The sequence below is a fragment of the Streptomyces sp. DvalAA-43 genome (genome assembly GCF_900091725.1).
Classification (GTDB): Bacteria; Actinomycetota; Actinomycetes; order Streptomycetales; family Streptomycetaceae; genus Streptomyces; species Streptomyces pulveraceus.
This window is the reverse complement of record NZ_FMBW01000064.1, coordinates 97,198-114,641: the sequence shown is the minus strand read 5'-3', so window position 1 is coordinate 114,641 and position 17,444 is coordinate 97,198. Positions and strand designations below refer to the sequence as shown.

Sequence of the window (17,444 nt, the reverse complement as noted above, 5' to 3'; positions counted from 1 at the left end):
CCTCACGCCACGGTCGGTGTCCGCGTCGGTGCCGGGCCGGGAGCGACGCGCAGGTGCCCGGTGCGGCGCAGGCCGGTCAGGGTGGCGGCACAGGCGAGGCCGAGCGCGGACAGCGCGGTCCAGGGCAACCAGGGGACGTGGGCGCGGTCGGCCAGGTCGAACAAGCCGCCCACGGCGAGGTTCCCGGCCGCGACGGCGATGCCGGCCACGGTGCTGTAGGCCCCGTAATAGGTGCCCACCAGACGCTGCCCCGAGAGGCGGACCAGGGTGTCCATCTCGAACGGATACAGCAGCGCGGCCCCCACGGCCAACAGCGCGGCGCACGCCACCAGCCCCCCGAGCCCGAGCGCGGCGCTCAGTCCATGGACGCGGTGGTGCGGGCCCGGCAGCAGGGGCAGGAAGGCGGCGCCCATGACGGCCAGGCCGAGCGCGATCGCCTTCGGCGGGTCCAGCCGGTCCCGGGCCCAGTCCGTCAGCCGGAGCTGACCGGCGACCGCGACCAGGGCGGAGACGGCGAAGACGACACCCATCGCGGTCCCGTTGTGCTCGTCCAGCAGGGTCCGGGCCTGGAGCGGCAGGGCGAGGTACGTCTGGAAGGCCAGCAGGTAGGAGCCGGCCATCGCGACGGAGAACAGGACGAAAGGCCGGTTGCGGAGAATCGTCCGCCAGTCCGTGGCGATGCCCCGCCACCCGCTCGTACGCTCCGGGTCCGGTGCCGGACGCCGGGCCGGGAGGGCACGGGCCTGGACGATCGCCAGGACCCCGAACACAGCCGCGGAGGCGGCGCACACCACCCGGAAGTCGAGGGTGAGCAGGGCGAGTCCGGCGAGCGGGCCCAGCAGGATGCCCGCCTGGTAGAAGACGTTGAAGACGGCGAACGCCTCCACCCGGCGCTCCCCGGCGCCCTGGGCGACATAGGCGCGGACGGCGGGGTTGAACAGGGCCCCGGCGAACCCGGTCGCGGCGGAGGCGACGACCAGCGCGGGCACGGTGCCGGCGAGGGCCAGCAGCACGAACGCTCCGGTCCGCAACGCGCAGCCGGCCAGGATCATGGGCTTGTAGCCGATCCGGTCGGCCAGGGTCCCGCCGAGCCAGAACATGCCCTGCTGGGAGAGGTTGCGTACGCCCAGGACGAGGCCGACCGCCCAGGCCGCCAGCCCCAGACCGTGGGCGAGGTGGTCGGCGAGGTAGGGCATGAGCATGTAGAAGCCCAGATTGATGCCGAACTGATTGACCATCAGCAGCTGGATGCCGGGCTCGAAGGAGCGCATCTGGGCGCGCAGCCGTCTCATCGGGCACCCGCCAGCACGGCGGGGACGACGGCCGGGCCGGTGACCGTACGGCACCGCGTCCAGGACGCCACGGTGCGCTCGCCCGGGTCGGCGATCTCGTCGGGCTCGTCCGGCAGCGGCACCGGAGTGTCGAGGAGGCGGTGGCCGTGGCACCAGCCGTCGTTGTAGATGGTGTCGAGATAGCGGTGGGGGCCATCGGGAAAGATCGCGGCGATCCGCGTTCCGGCGGGGTAGGTGCGGGCGGCCCATCCGGCGACCATCGCGACCGCGCCGACGCTCCAGCCCCCCGAGGCGTAGTGGTGGCGGGCCAGCGACCGGCAGGAGCGGACCGCTTCGGCAGGGGCCACCCAGTGGACCTCGGTGAACGCCGGATAGGCGACATTGCCCGGGTGGATGCTGGAGCCCAGCCCGCGCATCAGGCGCGGTGCGGCCGGCTGCCCGAAGATCGTCGAACCGGTCGAGTCCACACCGATCAGGACCAGGTCGGGGAAGGTCCGGCGCAGTGCGGCGGAGATCCCCGCAGAGTGGCCACCCGTCCCGACGGAGGCGACCAGGACGTCGACGCGGCCCAGCTGCGCGACGAGTTCGGCGGCCAGCGGGGCGTAGGCCGCCACATTGTCGGGGTTGTTGTACTGGTCGGGGCACCACGCCCCGGGCGTCGCGGCGAGCAGCTCGGCCACCCGCTCCCGCCGGGCCTGCTGCCAGCCACCGGACGGGTGCGGGGCGGCCACGGTCTCGATGCGGGAGCCGTAGGCGATCAGGGCCCGGCGGATGCCCGGTTCGAGCCCGGGGTCAGTGACCACGGTGACCGGGTGCCCGAAGGTGATCCCGGCCAGGGCCAGGCCCAGTCCCAGGGTGCCGCTGGAGGATTCGACGACGGGGGCGCCGTGGGCCAGGTCGCCGCGCTCCCGGGCGCGGGCCACCATGTGCAGGCCGGGGCGGTCCTTGATGCCGCCGGGGTTGGCGCCTTCGAGCTTGGCCCAGAAGCCTCGGCCCGCATCGGCGAAGGGCTCACCGATCCACAGGACCGGCGTGTGGCCCACCAGCTCGGAAGGCCCACGGGCGGACACCGGGGCAGGGGCGTACGAGGGGATGTTCATGAGGGTGTCACGGCTCCTCGCCCCGGGCCGGCATCGGCCGTCGGGGCATCGGGGGGATCAGGGGGGCGGACACACGGCGGCCCGGATCCGGCCCGGCGCGGGCCGGGACGGCGTGCAGGGGACGGGCGGCCGTGCGGGCACGGTCAGGTCCGCGCCACGCACAACGCCGTGAGGATGCACCGCCCGCCGAGGAGACCGCGACCGGGTGCCCGAGCAGACCCGCCTCCCGGCGGGACGGAGGCGGGTGCCGGGGGCCGGACCTCCGCCGGGAGCGCCCCGCCCGGGGCGGGCGGGGGCGGGGCGTCGACACGGATCCAGTCCGCCGCGTGATCCGACTCGGGACAGCACGGCGCCGGATCGGGAGACGAGGTCGTGGCCGGAACGGAGGGAACCGCCGCAGGAGCCGAGGCCGCCGACAACGCGGTCATCGGATCGTGATGGGTGCCGAACGCCGGGCCATGGCTGTGCGCGCAGCCCAGGAGATGGAAGGCCGCCCAGAGCAGTACGAGGAGCACGCCACTGTCCCACCTGCGGCGATGTGCCGGGGGGAACGACGCCGCACCGATCATTGACTCAAAGTACCCAACCGAACACCCAAAGTCACACCGGCGGGTCGGCTCGCCGCACGCGGTCATGGCGGCCCCGGGCGGCGGCGCCGCCGTCAATCGTGCGTCAAGGGGCGTACCCGCGGGATCAAGAGGCCGCTAACGGGGACGTCCGGCCCGGCGGGGCGGCATAGCGTCGTGCCATGCCATGGACGCCCGGCGGTCCGTGGCGATGTGCCACCCGTCCCGCCCCGTCCCCACGAGGAGTGCCATGAACGACAACCCGCGTACCGAGGACCCCGACCCCCTTCAAGAAGACCCCGACCCCCTTCAACCGGACCGGGCCGGGGCCCTGTTCGTTCCGGTCCGGCCGGGGCCGGCGGGCTGCTGCGCCCGCCTCTTCCGTACGCCGCTCGGTGTGCGTACCGCCGTCGCCTTCACCGATGAGCGGCAGCTGATCCGCACCCTCGGACAGCGGCAGGCCTGGGTCCGGCTCGCCGAGCCGGCGGTACGCGCTCTCGTCGCGCCCCTGGGGGTCGTCGACCTCGTCGTCGACCCGCTGCTCGCCGTCCCGGGCCCCGGCACCGCCTCCCGTGGGCAGCGCACCCACCGCCCGGCCCCCGCGCCGCAGCGCGCACGCCGGCCGGTCCGCAGGCCACGGGCGGCCGATGCGGTCCGCGCGGCCGCAACGCCGTCGTTGTCTCCCGCGTCAACCTCCTGATCGGCCGAGGGAACACCATGACCACGCCACTGCCCGCGACCCCGGCACCGACCGTGCCCGACACCGCACCCGTGCCTCCGGGGACCGCCGCGAGCCTGTCCGTCTGGCCCGCTTCGGCGCGGCTCGCCTCCCGCGGCGATGTCGCGGTCGGCGGCGTCTCCCTGGTCGAGGCCGCCGAGCGGTTCGGGACCCCGGTCTATCTCCTCGACGAGGCAGAGGTCCGGGAGCGCTGCCGCACCTACCTCAGGTCCTTCCCGGACACCGAAGTCGTCTACGCGGCGAAGGCATTCCTCTGCCGCGCCCTCCTGCGCTGGGTGCGGGAGGAGGGCCTCGGCCTGGACGTCTGCTCCGCGGGCGAGCTCGAATTCGCCGTTACCACCGGCTTCCCGCCCGAACGCATCGTGCTGCACGGCAACGCCAAGAGCCCCGACGACCTGGAGGCCGCACTGCGTCTGGGCGTGGGGCGGATCGTGATCGACAGCGCGTGGGAGATCGCCCGGCTCTCCGCGCTCGTCCCCCACGGCGCCCGCCAGAAGGTACTGGTGCGCGTCGTCCCGGGCGTGAACGCGGGCGGCCATGCCGCGATCCGCACCGGCACGGACGGCCAGAAGTTCGGGCTGTCGATCACCGACGGAAGCGCTCAGTACGCCGTCGCCCGGATCCTCGACCAGCCACGGCTGGAACTCGTCGGGCTGCACTGCCACATCGGTTCGCAGATCAGCACGGCCAAGCCCTATCTGACCGCGCTGCGACGGGTCGTCGGACTGCTCGCCCAGATCCGTCACCAGCACGGGATCGTCCTGCCGGAGCTGGACCTCGGCGGCGGGCACGCGGTCGCCTACCGGCCGGGGGAGACCGCGCTCGACATACCGTCCCTCGGCGCCCGCGTCCGCCGGGAACTGGCCGCGAGCTGCGCCGCGGCCGGGCTCCCCGTACCCCGGCTCACCGTCGAGCCCGGCCGTGCCCTGGTCGGGCCCGCGGGTGTGGCGCTCTACCGGGTGCTCGCGGTGAAGAGGACCGGCGAGCGGATCTTCGTGGCCGTGGACGGCGGGATGAGTGACAATCCGCGACCGGCGCTCTACGGCGTACGGTACGCACCCCGGCTCGTCGGCCGCCGCTCGACGGCCGAGCCCTGCACGGCGACCGTCGTCGGCCGGCACTGCGAGGCGGGCGACGTGCTCGCCGCCGATGTGGCCATGCCCGGCGACATCCGCCCCGGCGACCTGGTGGCCGTCCCGGTCGCGGGCGCCTACCACCTCTCCATGGCGTCCAGCTACAACGCGGTCGGCCGTCCGCCGGTGGTCGCCGTCGCCGACGGCCGGGCGCGGCTGCTGGTCCGCCGTGAATCCCTCGCCGACATCAACGGCCGCGACATCGGTCCCTGAGCCGCACGCGCCCACGCCCGTGACGCCCGTCCCGGCGCCGCGTCCCGTCAGCCGTGCTCCTTCGGGCCGGTCGTCGCCATGGCCGCCCCGGCCTGGTCGGCCAGGGTCACCGCCACCAGGCGCGCCTGCAACGGGGCGGGCTCCGCGCCGGGCGTCGGCGCGAGCATGAATCTGCCGTAGTAGTGGCCGTTGCCGGTCGCACGCAGCTCGATCTCCTCCTGCGGCCAGCCCCTGCGCTCCACGTCCCAGGTCCGCCGCCCGACGACCACGTCGCCGTCCTGCTCCAGCCGCGGCGGGTGCCCCAGCAGCGTCCCGTACTCGAACCGGCAGCCCTTCAGCCCGAGCAGCCGGGTCAGTTCGCCCCGGACGTGGTCGACCACCGCGTCGGGGGAGGTCGTCGACTGCGCCAGCTGCGCGGTGTCGTGGATGGTGGCCAGATGGCCCGCGTCGGTGATGGCGACCACCCGGAGCCGTCGGGCCCGCGCCGCGAGCTGCGAGACGACCAGACCGACGACCAGGAGCAGCACGGCCGTCTGGATGTCGTCGCGGTTGCCGATGGTGAAACGCTCGTACGGCGCGGTGAGGAAGAAGTCGAACCAGACGGCGGCCGAGAGCGCGGCGAGCGCACCGGCCACCCGGTTTCCGATCGCGGCGACCGCCACGACGACCACGACGAGGATCAGCGCCGTGTTCGTGCTCGTGAGGTCCGTACGGAAGGGCACCAGGAGCCCGGCCACGGCGGGCGGGCAGACCAGGGCGGCGGCCACGGCCGCTCTGTCCCGCAGGGGGAAACCGGACATGCTGCCTCCTGAGGTCTGTCTTCCACGATGCTCCTCCGCCGCCCGGACCGGTAGCCGGGACGGCGCCGGAACGCCCGTGGGGCGCCCGGACGGAACCTCCGTCCGGGCGCCCCACGGGGTGTGGTGATCAGTGACGCAGGTCGAGACGGTGCACGCCGCCGTCGACGGTGCCGACGTAGAGCGAGCGGCCGTCGGGGCTCGCGGCCAATGCGGTGGTGTCGGTGTTCTGCAGGCCGGAGGAGATGTTCTGCCAGCTCCGGCCGCCGTCGGTGCTGCGCAGTACGCCGCGGCCGCCCTGGAGGAGGCCGCTGGCCCCGGAGCCGGTGGTGGCCGCGTACCAGGTGTCCTTCACCCGGAGCAGGTCGGAGACATGGATCGCGAGGGTGCCGGTGTCCGCGGCGCGGAAGGTCCGGCCGCCGTCGGTGCTGACGCGGACGCTGTCGCCGCCGATGACCAGACGCCGTCCGTCGAGGGCGATCGCGGTCACCGGGCCGTCGGCGACCTTGGTGACGGTCACCCCGCCGTCGTCCGACCGGTAGAGCCCGGAGGTGTTGCCGAGCCACAGGCGCAGCGGATCGGCGGGGTCGCCCACGAGGGTGCCGAAGGAGCGGTCGTGGTAGAGGTTCTTCCACGTCGCGCCGCCGTCACTGGTGGCGAACAGACCCTCGCCGAGCAGGCTCCGGAAACCGACCATCACCCGGTTCGGGTCGGCGGGGTGGACCAGCAGCGCCGTCGGTACCTCCGCCGACGTGCCCCTCTTCTGCCAGGTGGCACCGCCGTCGCGGCTGCGCTCGACGGTGAACGCGCCGAACGCGGTGCGGCGCACCTTCCAGACCACCTTCGGATCCTTGGCCGACACGGCGAGTTGCGGGACGCCGACGCCCCGCCCGCCCTCGCCGCCCGACTTGCCCCACTCGGGGTTCGTGACGGGCAGGGCGGTGCGGTAGACCGCGCTGTCGGTGGCGGCGAGCAGCCGCCCGTCACTGACCGCGAGATCGTTGACGGTCAGTCCCTGGACGCCGATCCTCCGGTACCCGGTGCCGTCCGCGGCACCCCGGTAGAGACCGTCCTGCTCGCTGGAGACGGTGACGGAACCGTCGGCCCAGCGGTCGTAGTCCACCGGCAGCGCCGCGCGCGACGGCGCGGCGACCTCGGTCCACGTCCGTCCGTGGTCGCGGCTGAGCCGGCCGACGCCGGTCACCGTGCTCAGATACAGGTCGCCGCCGGAGGCGGTCAGGCGGAGGCCGCCCTCGGTCAGGGGCAGCAGGGTGGTCCAGGTGTCCCCGCCGTCATGGGAACCGACCACTCCCCGGCCCGGGACGTACACCGCCACGACCGAGGCGTCGACGGCCAGCCCGCCGACGCCTCCACCGGACGGTTCGAAGAGCGGGCGCGCGTCGCCGGGGTTGCCCGAACCGATGGCGGAGCGGGCCCAGACACCGTCGTACGTCGTCAGGTAGAGGGTGTCACCCGTGACGGCGGCGGCGGTGACGGCACCGGTGACACCGGTCGGATACGTCGTCCAGTGGTCGCCCGCGTCCGTGCTGACCAGCAGCGCGTCCGAGGTGACCGCGACCAGGGTGCGGGTCCGCTCATCGGCGGCGAGCGCCGCGACGCGGGTGTTCGGGAAGTCCAGCGTGCGCCAGGTGCGCCCGTTGTCATCGGTGCGCAGCAGGGCTCCCCGGCGGCTGCCGTCGTGGACGCTGTTCACCGCGTACCACCAGCGGTCGGGATTCTCCGCGTCCACCACGAGCGGTCCCGTGCCGTCCGCGACCGGGAGCCGGCCCAACTGGCGCCAGGAGGCGCCGCTGTCGGTGGTCAGCCAGGGAGCCGCCTTCTGGAACTGGGTGAGGACGGCCTGCTTCGGCCGCCCCGGCGAGAGGGCGACGGCACCGGCCTCGCTGTTGGGGCCGACCGGCTTCCAGCGGTCCTCGCGGCTGTCGACCGGGGTGACCTCGAAGGCGCTGGAGCCGGTGAGCCGCTGTCCGGTGCCGGCGGTGCCGCGCACCGAGACCCGGTAGGCGCCGGCCGTATCGCCGGTCACCTCGGCCCGGTAGTAGCCGGTGGCGGGATCGAGGGTGGACGTGAGTTCGACGGCCCTGCCGCGCGGCGGGGTGACGGTGACGACCGGCGGCGCGGCCAGCCGGGTGGGCGGGGCGATGTGCACGGTCGAGTGACCGTCGCTCGGGTCGGGGGCGGCCTGGACGGCGAGGTGCCGCACGGCCAGCAGGTAGGGGACCCCGATCGTGGGTCCCCGGTCGGGAGTCGCGGTGAGACGGCCGCTGATCTCGGTGTCGGCGGCCGGCCGGGTGGCCCGCAGCGAGACCGTGACGGTGGCGGTCCGCCCGGCCGGTACGGTGACGATCCTCGGCCAGACCTTGGCCGGACCGTCGGTCCGCAGCGAGGCCCTGACCGGACGCTTGCCGGGGTTGCGCAGGGTAACCTTCGCGGTGCCGGAGACCTGGCTCCGGGACAGATCGGCCAGCCCGAACGACACCGACGCCGGTGAGGCGCTGAGGGTGGCCGAGGCGGCCGCGGCCACATCGAGCCGACCCGAGCCCCGCGCCGTGGGGCCGGTGGAGTTCAGCGGCTTCGCGGTGCCGACCAGCTCGGCCTTGATCTCGGCGGGCGTCCGCCCGGGGTGCAGCTGGCGCAGCAGGGCCGCGGCGCCGGCGACGTGCGGGGCCGCCATCGACGTACCCGACATGCGGTACTGACCCGGCCCGTACAGGGACTTGGGCACGGTGGAGCGGATCTCCACGCCCGGCGCGACCAGATCGGGCTTCAGACCGAAGTCCGGTGCGGGACCGCGCGAGGAGAACGAGGCGATCTCGTCGGTGGTGTCGGTGGAGCGCAGTGTCACCGACACCTTCCCGGCGGCGAGCCGGGAGCTCAGCTCCGTGTACTGGGTCGAGTCGATGCCCATGACCACCAGCCGGTCCATGCGCAGCGAGTCGCCGGAGGCGTCGATCCGGGCGGGCGAGGACGGCACCTGGGCCACCCCCGGCTCGGGGTTCACCGCCGGCGGCCGGACCTCTCCCGCTCCGGCGACGAACACCGGGCCGTCGCTGGAGGGCAGACCGGCGAGCACCGCGATCGCCCCCCGCTTCTCCGCCTCCTGCGCCCACTCCACGGCGCTCGCCGTCAGATACCGGACGTCGGAGGCGACGAGCATGCTGGCCCGTACGATCTTTCCGCGTACGTCACCGGCCCGCTTCCAGTCCTCGGCGGTGCCCTCGCCGACATCGACGAGCGGCGCGGTGACGGGGCGCTCCGGCGGGTTCGCGGACAGGATGCCTCGGTAGCTCTGGATCAACTCGGGCTTCTCGCCCGCCAGATAGGCGCTCGGCAGCCGCAGATTGCTGGTCGACGCGCCGACCGAGATCACTCCGTCGGCCGTGCCGGGAGTGCTGACCGTACCCGCGCCCGGTCCGTCGTTGCCGGCCGCGGCCACCACGACCACACCGGCCCGTACGGCCGCGGTCGCGGCGCGGCCCAGAGGGTCGGTGCCGTCGCCGGGGCCGCCGAGGCTCATGTTGATGACATCGGCGCGGTGCGGGTTGGCCGGATCGGAGGCCGCCTCGATCCCGGCGATGATGTCCGAGGTGTAGCCGGCGCCGTCGGCGTCCATGACCTTGTACGCCAGCAGCTTCGCGCCGGGCGCCACGCCGGTGATGCCGCCCTTCGCGGCGGCCTTCCCCGCGACGATGCCCGCGACATGGGTGCCGTGGCCGTTGTCGTCCATCGGGTCCTCGTCGCCGTTGACGAAGTCGTGCCCGCCGACGACCTTGTGGCCCTTGCCGAGTCCGCCGCCGAGGTCGGGGTGGGTGTAGTCCACCCCGCTGTCCAGGATCGCGACGGTGGTCCCCCTGCCGGTGACGCGGTGTCCGGCGGGGTCCTTGCGCTGCCGGACGGCGGGCGCGCCGATCAGTGGCACACTCGCGTCCGTCTTCGTGAGCACCCGGGTGTCGGGGCGGACGGCGGTGACGCCCGGCAGCGAGGACAGCCGCCCCACCTCGGACGCGGGCACCGTCATCGCCACGGCGTCGATGAGCAGGCCCAGTCCGCGGGTCGCGGAGGGGTGCAGTCCGGCGCTCCTCGCCGAACCGAGGAACGTCTCCTGCCGCGCGTCGAGCGCCCGGCGGGCGGCACCGACGCCGCGGACGGCCTCGGCGGACAGCAGCGATCCGCCGGGTGCGGCGGTGACCGCGGGGTTCCCGGACAGTTCGACGAGGACGCGTTGCGACGGGCCGGGCGCGGACGCGTCGGCGGCGCCCGGTGCCGCCGCCAGCAGACCGGCGAGAACAACGGCGGCGAGAGCGGCCTGACTCGATCTTCGTGACTTCATTGCCATGCATAAAGGTCCTAGTGGTGAGGGCACTTGCCGCACAACTGATCTTCGTGGCCCATTGCTGCCGCTGGCACAACTGGGCCACGATCCGTCCATGACTCCCGAGACTTCCCAACTCACCGCGGCAGGCATCGATCCGTTCGACGAGAGCGTCTACCGCGCCGTCCTGACCCGGCGTACGGCGGCCCCCGCCGAACTCACCGCGGACCTCGGATGTTCGGCCGAGCGTGTCGCCAGGGCGCTGGACCGGCTCCGCGACCACGGACTGGTCGGCCGGCTCGCCGGCGCCCGCCGCCGGTACGCCGCGATCGAGCCGGGAGCCGCCGTCGAGGCCCTGGTGCGGGCCAGGACCAATGAGCTGGAGCGGGTCCGCACGGCGGCCGGGGAGCTGTCCCGGCTCTTCGCCGCCGCGCAGACCGGCGCGACCGACGAGGACGAGGTGGAGATCACCACCGGCAGCGAGGCCCTCGGCCGCTGGTTCGTCCGCCTCCAGCAGGAGGCCCACGAGGACGTGATGACCCTGGACCGGCCGCCGTACGCCCTGACCACCTCCAACCCGGTGGAGGCGACGGCGCTCGGCCGCGGCGTGCGCTACCGCGCGGTCTACGCCCCCGAGGCCCTGGAGTGGCCGGGCGTCCTCGACGACATCCGCGAGCTGGTCCGGCACGGCGAACAGGCCCGCGTCCTGCCCGGCCTGGGCATCAAACTCGCCATCGCAGACCGGAAGCTCGCCCTGATGCCGCTCTCCCTCGACCTCGACGACGTCCGCGCCGCGGTGATCCGCCCGTCCACCCTGCTCGACGCCCTCACCGGCTACTGGGAGATGTGCTGGAAGCAGGCCGTGCCCCTCAACGCCCCCGCCGAGGACCCGCTCGGCGAGGAGGACCGGCTCGTACTCACCCTCCTGGTCAGCGGCCTCAAGGACGAGGCGATAGCCCGTCAGCTCGGCTGGTCCGTCCGCACCATGCGCCGCCGCATCAGCCGACTGCACGAGCTCCTCGGCGCCGCCAACCGCTTCCAGGCCGGTGTGATCGCGGCCCGCCGAGGCTGGCTGTGACCCCGCGCGCCCGGCGCGCGACGCGTGGATGTGGTCCCGGCGCGCGGTCCGTGCCTGCACAATGCGGTGTGTGAGTGATGAAGATCCGTACCTGTGGCTGGAAGACATCGAGGGCGAGGCCGCGCTCCGGTGGGTGGCCGAGTGGAACGCCGAGACGGACGCGGCACTGGCCGCCGACCCCGGCTTCGCCGACCTCAAGGAGCGCCTGCGGGAGGTGCTGGACGCCTCGGACCGTATCCCCTACACGGTTCGGCACGGCACGTTCCTCTACAACTTCTGGCGGGACGCCGGGAACGCGCGTGGAGTGTGGCGGCGCACGACGCTGGAGCAGTACCGCAAGGACGCTCCCGAGTGGGAGATCCTGCTGGACGTCGACGCGCTCGCCGCGGCGGAGGACGAGAAGTGGATCTGGGCGGGGGCGCGGCTGCGTCACCCCGATGACGACCGGGCCCTGGTGTGCCTGTCGCGGGACGGTGGTGACGCCGTCGTGGTCCGTGAGTACGACCTCGCCACCCGCACCTTCGTCGAGGGCGGCTTCCAGGTGGCGGAGGCGAAGACACGGATCGGGTGGATCGACGCCGACACCGTCTTCGTCGGCACGGACTTCGGCCCGGGTTCCCTGACCGACGCCGGCTATCCGCGCACGGTCCGCAGATGGCGGCGCGGCACGCCGCTGGAGGACGCCGCCCAGGTCTTCGAGGCCGGGACGGGGGACGTGGCGGCCTGGGCCTGGCACGACACCACCCCCGGTTTCGAGCGGGACTTCGTCGCCCGGTGGCTGGACTTCTTCCGCAGCGAGACGTTCCTGCTGACCCCGGAAGCCACGCTCATCAGGATCGACGTTCCGGACGACGCCAGTGCCTACGCCCATCGCGAGCACCTGATCGTCACCCTGAAGTCCGACTGGCTCGGACAGCCGGCCGGCTCCCTGCTGGCGTTCGACTTCGACGCCTTCCTGGCGGGCGACCGTACCGCGGAGGTGCTGTTCACCCCGGACGAGCGCACGGCCCTGTCCGGGCACTCCTGGACCCGCCACCATCTGCTCCTGGAGACGATGCGCGACGTCTGCACCCGCATCGAGGTGCTCACCCCCGCCGACGGAGGCGGCTGGACCCGCCGCCCGCTCGCGGACGTCCCGGCACTGTCCGCCGTGACGGTCGTGGACACGGACCCGGACGTCTCCGACGAGTACTTCCTCGACATGTCGGGGTTCCTGCAGCCGTCCACCCTCCACCACGGGTGGATCGGCGCGGACTCGGAGACCCTCAAGCAGGCCCCGGCCCGCTTCGACACGGCGGGCCTGACGGCCGAGCAGTTCTTCGCGACCTCCCCGGACGGCACGCGGGTGCCGTACTTCGTGATCGGTCCCGACCGTTCCCCCGACGGCCCCGGCCCTCGCCCCGCCCTGCTCCACGGCTACGGCGGCTTCGAGGTCTCCCTCACCCCCTCCTACGACGCGGTGACGGGCCGGGCGTGGCTGGAGCGCGGCGGCACCTATGTGGTCGCGAACATCCGAGGGGGCGGTGAGTACGGACCGGACTGGCACCAGGCCGCGCTCGGCGCGCAACGGCCGCGGGCCTACGAGGACTTCGCCGCCGTCGCCGGGGACCTCGTCGCACGGGGCATCACCACCCCGGCCATGCTGGGAGCCACGGGGGCAAGCAACGGCGGCCTGCTCATGGGCGCGATGCTCACCCGCTACCCCCACCTGTTCGGCGCCATCGTCGTACAGGTGCCGCTGCTGGACATGCTCCGCTTCCACAAGCTCCTCGCGGGCTCCTCCTGGACCGCCGAATTCGGCAACCCGGACACCGAAGCCGACCGTCCCCACCTGCGCGAGATCTCCCCCTACCACCAGTTCACCGCGGACCGGGTCTACCCGCCGGTCCTGCTGACCACCTCGACCCGCGACGACCGCGTCCACCCCGGCCACGCCCGCAAGGCCGCCGCCCGGCTGCGCGAGCAGGGCCACCCGGTCCTCCTCCACGAGAACACCGGCGGCGGCCACGCGGGCGCCGGCGACAACGAACAGTCCGCCCACAACGAGGCCCTGACGCACACCTTCCTGTGGCAGCACCTCGCCCCGGTGCGACCGGACGAGGGGGACTGACCGGACGGCGCCGCCCGCTCGGCTCAGCCCAGGACGATCGGGTTGCTGAGCGCCGCCATGTGCCCGCCGGGGTGGCGCACCTCGACCCGGACGAACGAGGTCTCGGCCGGGCCGGTGCGCCATGTCACGGTGCCCGATCCCGATCCGGGCAGCGACGCGTGGTGCGCCCGTCCCCGCTCGGTGTGGAAGCCGACCGTGCCCGAGGGCACCCCGCGTACGTCCACCCGCACCTCGACCGGAGCGTCCCCCGCCACCAGCCGCTCACCGATTCCGGCGCGCGGACCACCGGCCGAGGCCGTGAACGACAGCTCGACAGCGGCCGATTCGGCGATCCAGCTCCGGCCGGCCCGGATCGCGGCGAGGACCGCTTCGGTGCTCAGCTCTTCGGCGAACACGACGGTGTGGGGGATGCCGATCTGGTCCTCCAGATGGGTGTCGCTGTTGCCCATCGCCGGACGCCACCGCCCCCGGTGGACGTCCGCGGCCAGACCGCGCCCCCACTCGGCCAGCGCGGCCTCGTTGTCGGCATTCCACGGCAGGTCCGAGCTCCACCGCCCGTTCCACACCTCCACCGCGTCGAAGCCCTGGTACGGGTACATGAACGTGCCCGAGGCGTACGGTGCGTGCGGATGGGCCGCCACACACAGGCCACCGGCCCGGTGCACCTCGTCCAGATGGCGGTCGACCCGCTCGTCCCGCAGGCCGTAGCGCCAGTCGACCACCTGCCCGGGGCGGAGGCCCAGTGCGAGCCAGTGCCCGGTGCGGGTGGTGACCTCCTCGCCGAGGATCACCAGCAGACCGTCGCCCGCACAGTGGTTCCAGGCACCGTGCGCCTCGGCGTTGTTGTGTTCGGTGGTCGCCAGGAAGTCCAGCCCCGCAGCACGGGCACCGGCCGCGAGTCGGTCCGGCGTCAGGCTGCCGTCCGAGTACACCGAATGCACGTGACAGTCACCCCGGTACCAACCGCGGCCCCGGCCCTTCACACGCGTGGGCGGGAATTCCGGCTCGGGCATCCGTTCCCCCCACTGTCTCGATGCGGACCCGCCACTCCGAGCCTGCCCCGGCAGGGCCGTCTCATGGGTGCCCGGGTCATACCGTGACCTTCTCGGCCGGGCGCCGCTCCGTAGGAGGGAGCGGGGAAAGCACCCCGCCCGACTACGCGGCCGTCGGCGCACCCGGGACGTGCCGGTCGCCGCCGTTGTGCTGCTGCCACAGCCGGTACACATCGACGGCACCGTCATGCGGCTCGTGGCGCATGGGCAGCCGCCGTTCGGTGTAGTCCTTGGCGAACTCGCCGTAGAGGGTTTCGAGTTCGAAGTACTTGCGGTCGTCGACGTAGTGCTGCTTGTAGGTGTCACGGGTGGTGAGGAAGACGACCTCGTCGGGGGAGCAGTAGTACAGCGACCCCAGGCACATCGGGCAGGGGTGGGCGAGCACGTAGATGGTCGTGCCGACCAGGTGCTCGGTGCCGAGCCTACGGCAGGCGTCCCGGATGGCGAGGATCTCGGCGTGGGCGGTGGGGTCGTTCGTCTGGGCGACCTTGTTGGGGCTCTCGGCGAGGATCTCGCCGTCCTTCACGATGACGGTGGCGAAGGGGCGTCCGCCCTCCTCCACATTCTGGCGGGCGATGTCGATGGTGCGCTGGGCGAAGTCCACGGGAGGTCCTCCGGGGAAGCGATCGGTGGGGTGGGGGAGCGGGGGCGGGCCGGACTCCGCCGTGCGGAGTGGTCCGGCCCGCTCGCTCGGTGTGCCGGGTGAGGTCAGAACGGCTTGGTGGGGAGGTACTTGCCGTCGAGGGTGATGACGGCGCGCTCGCCGCCCTCGGGGTCGGCGACCTTCTTCACGTCGAGCTTGAAGTTGATCGCGGAGATGATGCCGTCGCCGAACTCCTCGTGGACCAGGGCCTTGAGGGTGGTGCCGTAGACCTGGAGCATCTCGTAGAAGCGGTAGATGGTCGGGTCGGTGGGGATGCCGCCGGGGATCGATCCGCGGGCCGGGATGGTCTGCAGGAGCATCGCCGCGTCCTCGTCGAGGCCGAGGAGCTCGGCGACGGCCTCGGCGGAGTGCTCCGGCAGGGCGTGCTGGCCGAGCACGGCGGCGGTGACGAAGGCGACCGACAGTCCGGCGGCGTCGGCGATCTGCTGCCAGGTCAGGTCCTTGCGGGTCTTCGCCTCGACGGCGGCGACGGAGAGGGCCTGGCGGGCGGTGGGGTCGAACTGGGCGTGTGCCATGGCGGGGATTCCTTTCGGGGTGCCGGCCTCGATGCGGGGCCGGGCGGTCTTGGGGGTGGGGGTGGTGGTCAGGCCGCGGCCAGGGCGGCGTCGACCGGCTCGACGGTCCCGGTGGCGATGTCGAACACCCAGCCGTGCAGCGTGAGCGTCCGTTCCGCCAGGGCGCGGGCCACGGAGGGGTGGGTGGTCAGGTTCCGCAGCTGTGCGGCCACGTTCGCCCGGACCAGGGCGGCCACCCTGGCCGGTCCGGATGCGGCCGGCGCGGCGGCGGTCCGGGCCCGAGCGGCGTCCGCGTGCCGCAGCCAGCCGGCGATGACCGGCGCGGCACTGAGGTCGTGCTCCTCGGCCAGGGCGGTCATCGCGCCGCAGGAGGAGTGGCCGCAGATGACGATGTCGGTCACGTGCAGTACGGCGACGGCGTACTCGATGCTCGCCGCGATGCCGTCCGGGCCGAACGCGTGGGCCGGAACGAGATTGCCCGCGGTGCGGATGACGAACAGCTCGCCGGGGTCGCTCTGGGTGATCAGCTCGGGGACCACCCGGGCGTCCGAGCAGCCGATGAACAGGGTTTTCGGCCGGTGCGTCGTGGCCAGGTGGGCGAAGAGCCCCGCCTTTGCCGGAAAGACGTCGCGGTGGAAACGCGCGAGGCCGTCCGTGAAGTCCTGCATCGGTCACTCCTTTCGGTGGGTGTCGGCCCGAGTGGCTGACGAGATCCACCATGCATGACCTGTGCCTATAGTGTCCAAGTCTTGGTATCCATCATCTTTATAGATTGCATCAATACATCTGAAGTGGCGCCGGTGACGCCCCTTCGCCCCGGGCATCCCAGGGGTCATAGACAACAGGGCGCCCTGGAGGTGATTTCGATTGGCTGTCTCTATACTTCGCTCATGGGTCCGGAACTGCGTCACCTCCGCTATCTGATCGCGGTGGCCGAGCACGGCAACTTCACGCGCGCCGCCGAAGAGCTGCGCATCTCGCAGCCGACGCTGTCGCAGCAGATCAAGCAGCTGGAGCGGGTCGTCGGCGTCCAGCTGCTCGACCGCGGCGGCCGTGGCGTCCGCGCCACCGACGCGGGCGAGGCCTATGTGCACTACGCGCGGCGCGCACTGCGGGAACTGGCGGCCGCCGACCGTGCCGTCCTCGATGTCGCCGACCTCTCCCGGGGGCATCTGCGCCTGGCGGTGACGCCGACCTTCACCGCCTATCTCGTCGGTCCCCTCGTGGAGGCGCTGCACACCCGCCATCCCGGCATCACGCTGGACCTGTGGGAGATGACGCAGGACCGTATCGAGGCGGGCCTGCTGGCCGACGATCTCGACCTCGGGATCGCCTTCGAGGGACCCCATCCGCCCGGTGTCATCCCGACCGCGCTGTTCACCGAAACCCTCAGCCTCGTCGTCGCCACGTCCCGCGCCGAGGCCCGAGCCGAACGGCCGCTTCCCGTGCGCGATCTGGCCGACCAGCAACTCGCCCTGCTCAGCAGCGACTTCGCTACCCGCGGCCATATCGAGGGCTACCTCGCCGAGCACCGCGTCAGCCCGCCGATCGCCGTGGAGGCCAACACCATCCAGGCCCTCACGGAAATCGTCCGGCGCACCGGCACGCTGGCCACCGTGCTGCCCGACGCGATCACGGACGACCACCCCCACCTCGCGCCCATTCCCATCGACCCTCCACTGCCCACCCGCGTCGCCACCCTGCTGCACCGGGAGAGCGCCTACGAGAGCGCCGCCGCCCGCGCCTTCACCCGGCTCGCCCGCGACCTGGTCCGTGCCCGCGGATACGCACCGGCCCGAGGAACCCGAGCCGCGGGCGGCATGCCGAATGGGGACATCGAGTGATGAGAGAA

At 73.1% G+C, this 17,444-nt stretch carries 13 protein-coding genes; 5 read left to right on the top strand and 8 right to left on the bottom strand.

What is annotated here, in order from left to right:
* Window positions 1-2 precede the first annotated feature (2 nt).
* Entirely contained in the window at window positions 3-1,292 is a 1,290-nt protein-coding gene (locus GA0115234_RS26360; protein ID WP_093546431.1) for an MDR family MFS transporter, read from the bottom strand.
* Window positions 1,289-2,392: a PLP-dependent cysteine synthase family protein gene (locus tag GA0115234_RS26355; protein WP_093546428.1), complete on the bottom strand. Its 1,104-nt coding sequence runs from the start codon at window positions 2,390-2,392 to the stop codon at window positions 1,289-1,291. Before GA0115234_RS26355 ends, GA0115234_RS26360 begins: the two co-directional genes overlap by 4 nt.
* An 816-nt stretch (window positions 2,393-3,208) precedes the next feature.
* Here GA0115234_RS26355 and GA0115234_RS43780 point away from each other — a divergent pair.
* Together GA0115234_RS43780 and lysA are read left to right on the top strand one after the other, a co-directional pair.
* Window positions 3,209-3,658: an SAV_915 family protein gene (locus tag GA0115234_RS43780; protein WP_237541756.1), complete on the top strand. Its 450-nt coding sequence runs from the start codon at window positions 3,209-3,211 to the stop codon at window positions 3,656-3,658.
* Between the two features lie 17 nt (window positions 3,659-3,675).
* On the top strand, window positions 3,676-5,043 hold the full coding sequence (gene lysA, locus GA0115234_RS26345) for a diaminopimelate decarboxylase (RefSeq protein ID WP_093546425.1): 1,368 nt from the start codon (window positions 3,676-3,678) through the stop codon (window positions 5,041-5,043).
* A gap of 47 nt (window positions 5,044-5,090) precedes the next feature.
* Here lysA and GA0115234_RS26340 read toward each other — a convergent pair whose 3' ends face one another.
* Together GA0115234_RS26340 and GA0115234_RS26335 are read right to left on the bottom strand one after the other, a co-directional pair.
* Window positions 5,091-5,843, bottom strand: coding sequence for a DUF4118 domain-containing protein (locus GA0115234_RS26340; RefSeq protein ID WP_093546422.1), 753 nt, complete (start codon window positions 5,841-5,843; stop codon window positions 5,091-5,093).
* Window positions 5,844-5,970: 127 nt separating this feature from the next.
* The gene (locus GA0115234_RS26335) at window positions 5,971-10,197 is read right to left on the bottom strand and encodes a S8 family serine peptidase (protein WP_161275665.1); all 4,227 of its coding nucleotides are present in this window, start codon (window positions 10,195-10,197) and stop codon (window positions 5,971-5,973) included.
* Between the two features lie 91 nt (window positions 10,198-10,288).
* Between GA0115234_RS26335 and GA0115234_RS26330 the strand changes: the two genes are divergently transcribed.
* Together GA0115234_RS26330 and GA0115234_RS26325 are read left to right on the top strand one after the other, a co-directional pair.
* The gene (locus tag GA0115234_RS26330; protein ID WP_237541755.1) at window positions 10,289-11,251 is read left to right on the top strand and encodes a helix-turn-helix transcriptional regulator; all 963 of its coding nucleotides are present in this window, start codon (window positions 10,289-10,291) and stop codon (window positions 11,249-11,251) included.
* Between the two features lie 61 nt (window positions 11,252-11,312).
* Window positions 11,313-13,361 (top strand): prolyl oligopeptidase family serine peptidase, encoded by a 2,049-nt coding sequence (locus GA0115234_RS26325; RefSeq protein ID WP_093546413.1) that lies wholly within the window; start codon window positions 11,313-11,315, stop codon window positions 13,359-13,361.
* A gap of 23 nt (window positions 13,362-13,384) precedes the next feature.
* On the opposite strand, the gene GA0115234_RS26320 is transcribed toward GA0115234_RS26325, so the two are convergent.
* The 4 genes from GA0115234_RS26320 to GA0115234_RS26305 form a co-directional block, all read right to left on the bottom strand.
* On the bottom strand, window positions 13,385-14,374 hold the full coding sequence (locus GA0115234_RS26320) for a CehA/McbA family metallohydrolase (protein WP_107405814.1): 990 nt from the start codon (window positions 14,372-14,374) through the stop codon (window positions 13,385-13,387).
* A 142-nt stretch (window positions 14,375-14,516) separates the two neighbouring features.
* Window positions 14,517-15,017: a nucleoside deaminase gene (locus tag GA0115234_RS26315; protein ID WP_093546410.1), complete on the bottom strand. Its 501-nt coding sequence runs from the start codon at window positions 15,015-15,017 to the stop codon at window positions 14,517-14,519.
* Between the two features lie 104 nt (window positions 15,018-15,121).
* Window positions 15,122-15,592 carry a cyanase gene (gene cynS / locus GA0115234_RS26310; RefSeq protein WP_093546407.1) on the bottom strand — a complete coding sequence of 157 codons (471 nt, stop codon included), beginning with the start codon at window positions 15,590-15,592 and terminating at the stop codon, window positions 15,122-15,124.
* 68 nt (window positions 15,593-15,660) lie between these two features.
* The gene (locus GA0115234_RS26305; RefSeq protein ID WP_093546404.1) at window positions 15,661-16,260 is read right to left on the bottom strand and encodes a carbonic anhydrase; all 600 of its coding nucleotides are present in this window, start codon (window positions 16,258-16,260) and stop codon (window positions 15,661-15,663) included.
* A gap of 222 nt (window positions 16,261-16,482) precedes the next feature.
* On the opposite strand from GA0115234_RS26305, the gene cynR reads away from it, so the two are divergent.
* On the top strand, window positions 16,483-17,436 hold the full coding sequence (gene cynR / locus GA0115234_RS26300) for a transcriptional regulator CynR (protein ID WP_093546401.1): 954 nt from the start codon (window positions 16,483-16,485) through the stop codon (window positions 17,434-17,436).
* The last annotated feature ends 8 nt before the right edge of the window (window positions 17,437-17,444 follow it).

Bases quoted from the DNA above. Each gene is read 5' to 3' on its own strand.
- GA0115234_RS26330 (WP_237541755.1), top strand. From the start codon at position 10,289: ATGACTCCCGAGACTTCCCAACTCACCGCGGCAGGCATCGATCCGTTC.
- GA0115234_RS26325 (WP_093546413.1), top strand. From the start codon at position 11,313: ATGCGGTGTGTGAGTGATGAAGATCCGTACCTGTGGCTGGAAGACATC.
- cynR (WP_093546401.1), top strand. From the start codon at position 16,483: ATGGGTCCGGAACTGCGTCACCTCCGCTATCTGATCGCGGTGGCCGAG.
- GA0115234_RS26335 (WP_161275665.1), bottom strand. From the start codon at position 10,197: ATGGCAATGAAGTCACGAAGATCGAGTCAGGCCGCTCTCGCCGCCGTT.
- GA0115234_RS26305 (WP_093546404.1), bottom strand. From the start codon at position 16,260: ATGCAGGACTTCACGGACGGCCTCGCGCGTTTCCACCGCGACGTCTTT.
- lysA (WP_093546425.1), top strand. From the start codon at position 3,676: ATGACCACGCCACTGCCCGCGACCCCGGCACCGACCGTGCCCGACACC.
- GA0115234_RS26360 (WP_093546431.1), bottom strand. From the start codon at position 1,292: ATGAGACGGCTGCGCGCCCAGATGCGCTCCTTCGAGCCCGGCATCCAG.
- GA0115234_RS26340 (WP_093546422.1), bottom strand. From the start codon at position 5,843: ATGTCCGGTTTCCCCCTGCGGGACAGAGCGGCCGTGGCCGCCGCCCTG.
- cynS (WP_093546407.1), bottom strand. From the start codon at position 15,592: ATGGCACACGCCCAGTTCGACCCCACCGCCCGCCAGGCCCTCTCCGTC.
- GA0115234_RS26355 (WP_093546428.1), bottom strand. From the start codon at position 2,392: ATGAACATCCCCTCGTACGCCCCTGCCCCGGTGTCCGCCCGTGGGCCT.
- GA0115234_RS43780 (WP_237541756.1), top strand. From the start codon at position 3,209: ATGAACGACAACCCGCGTACCGAGGACCCCGACCCCCTTCAAGAAGAC.
- GA0115234_RS26320 (WP_107405814.1), bottom strand. From the start codon at position 14,374: ATGCCCGAGCCGGAATTCCCGCCCACGCGTGTGAAGGGCCGGGGCCGC.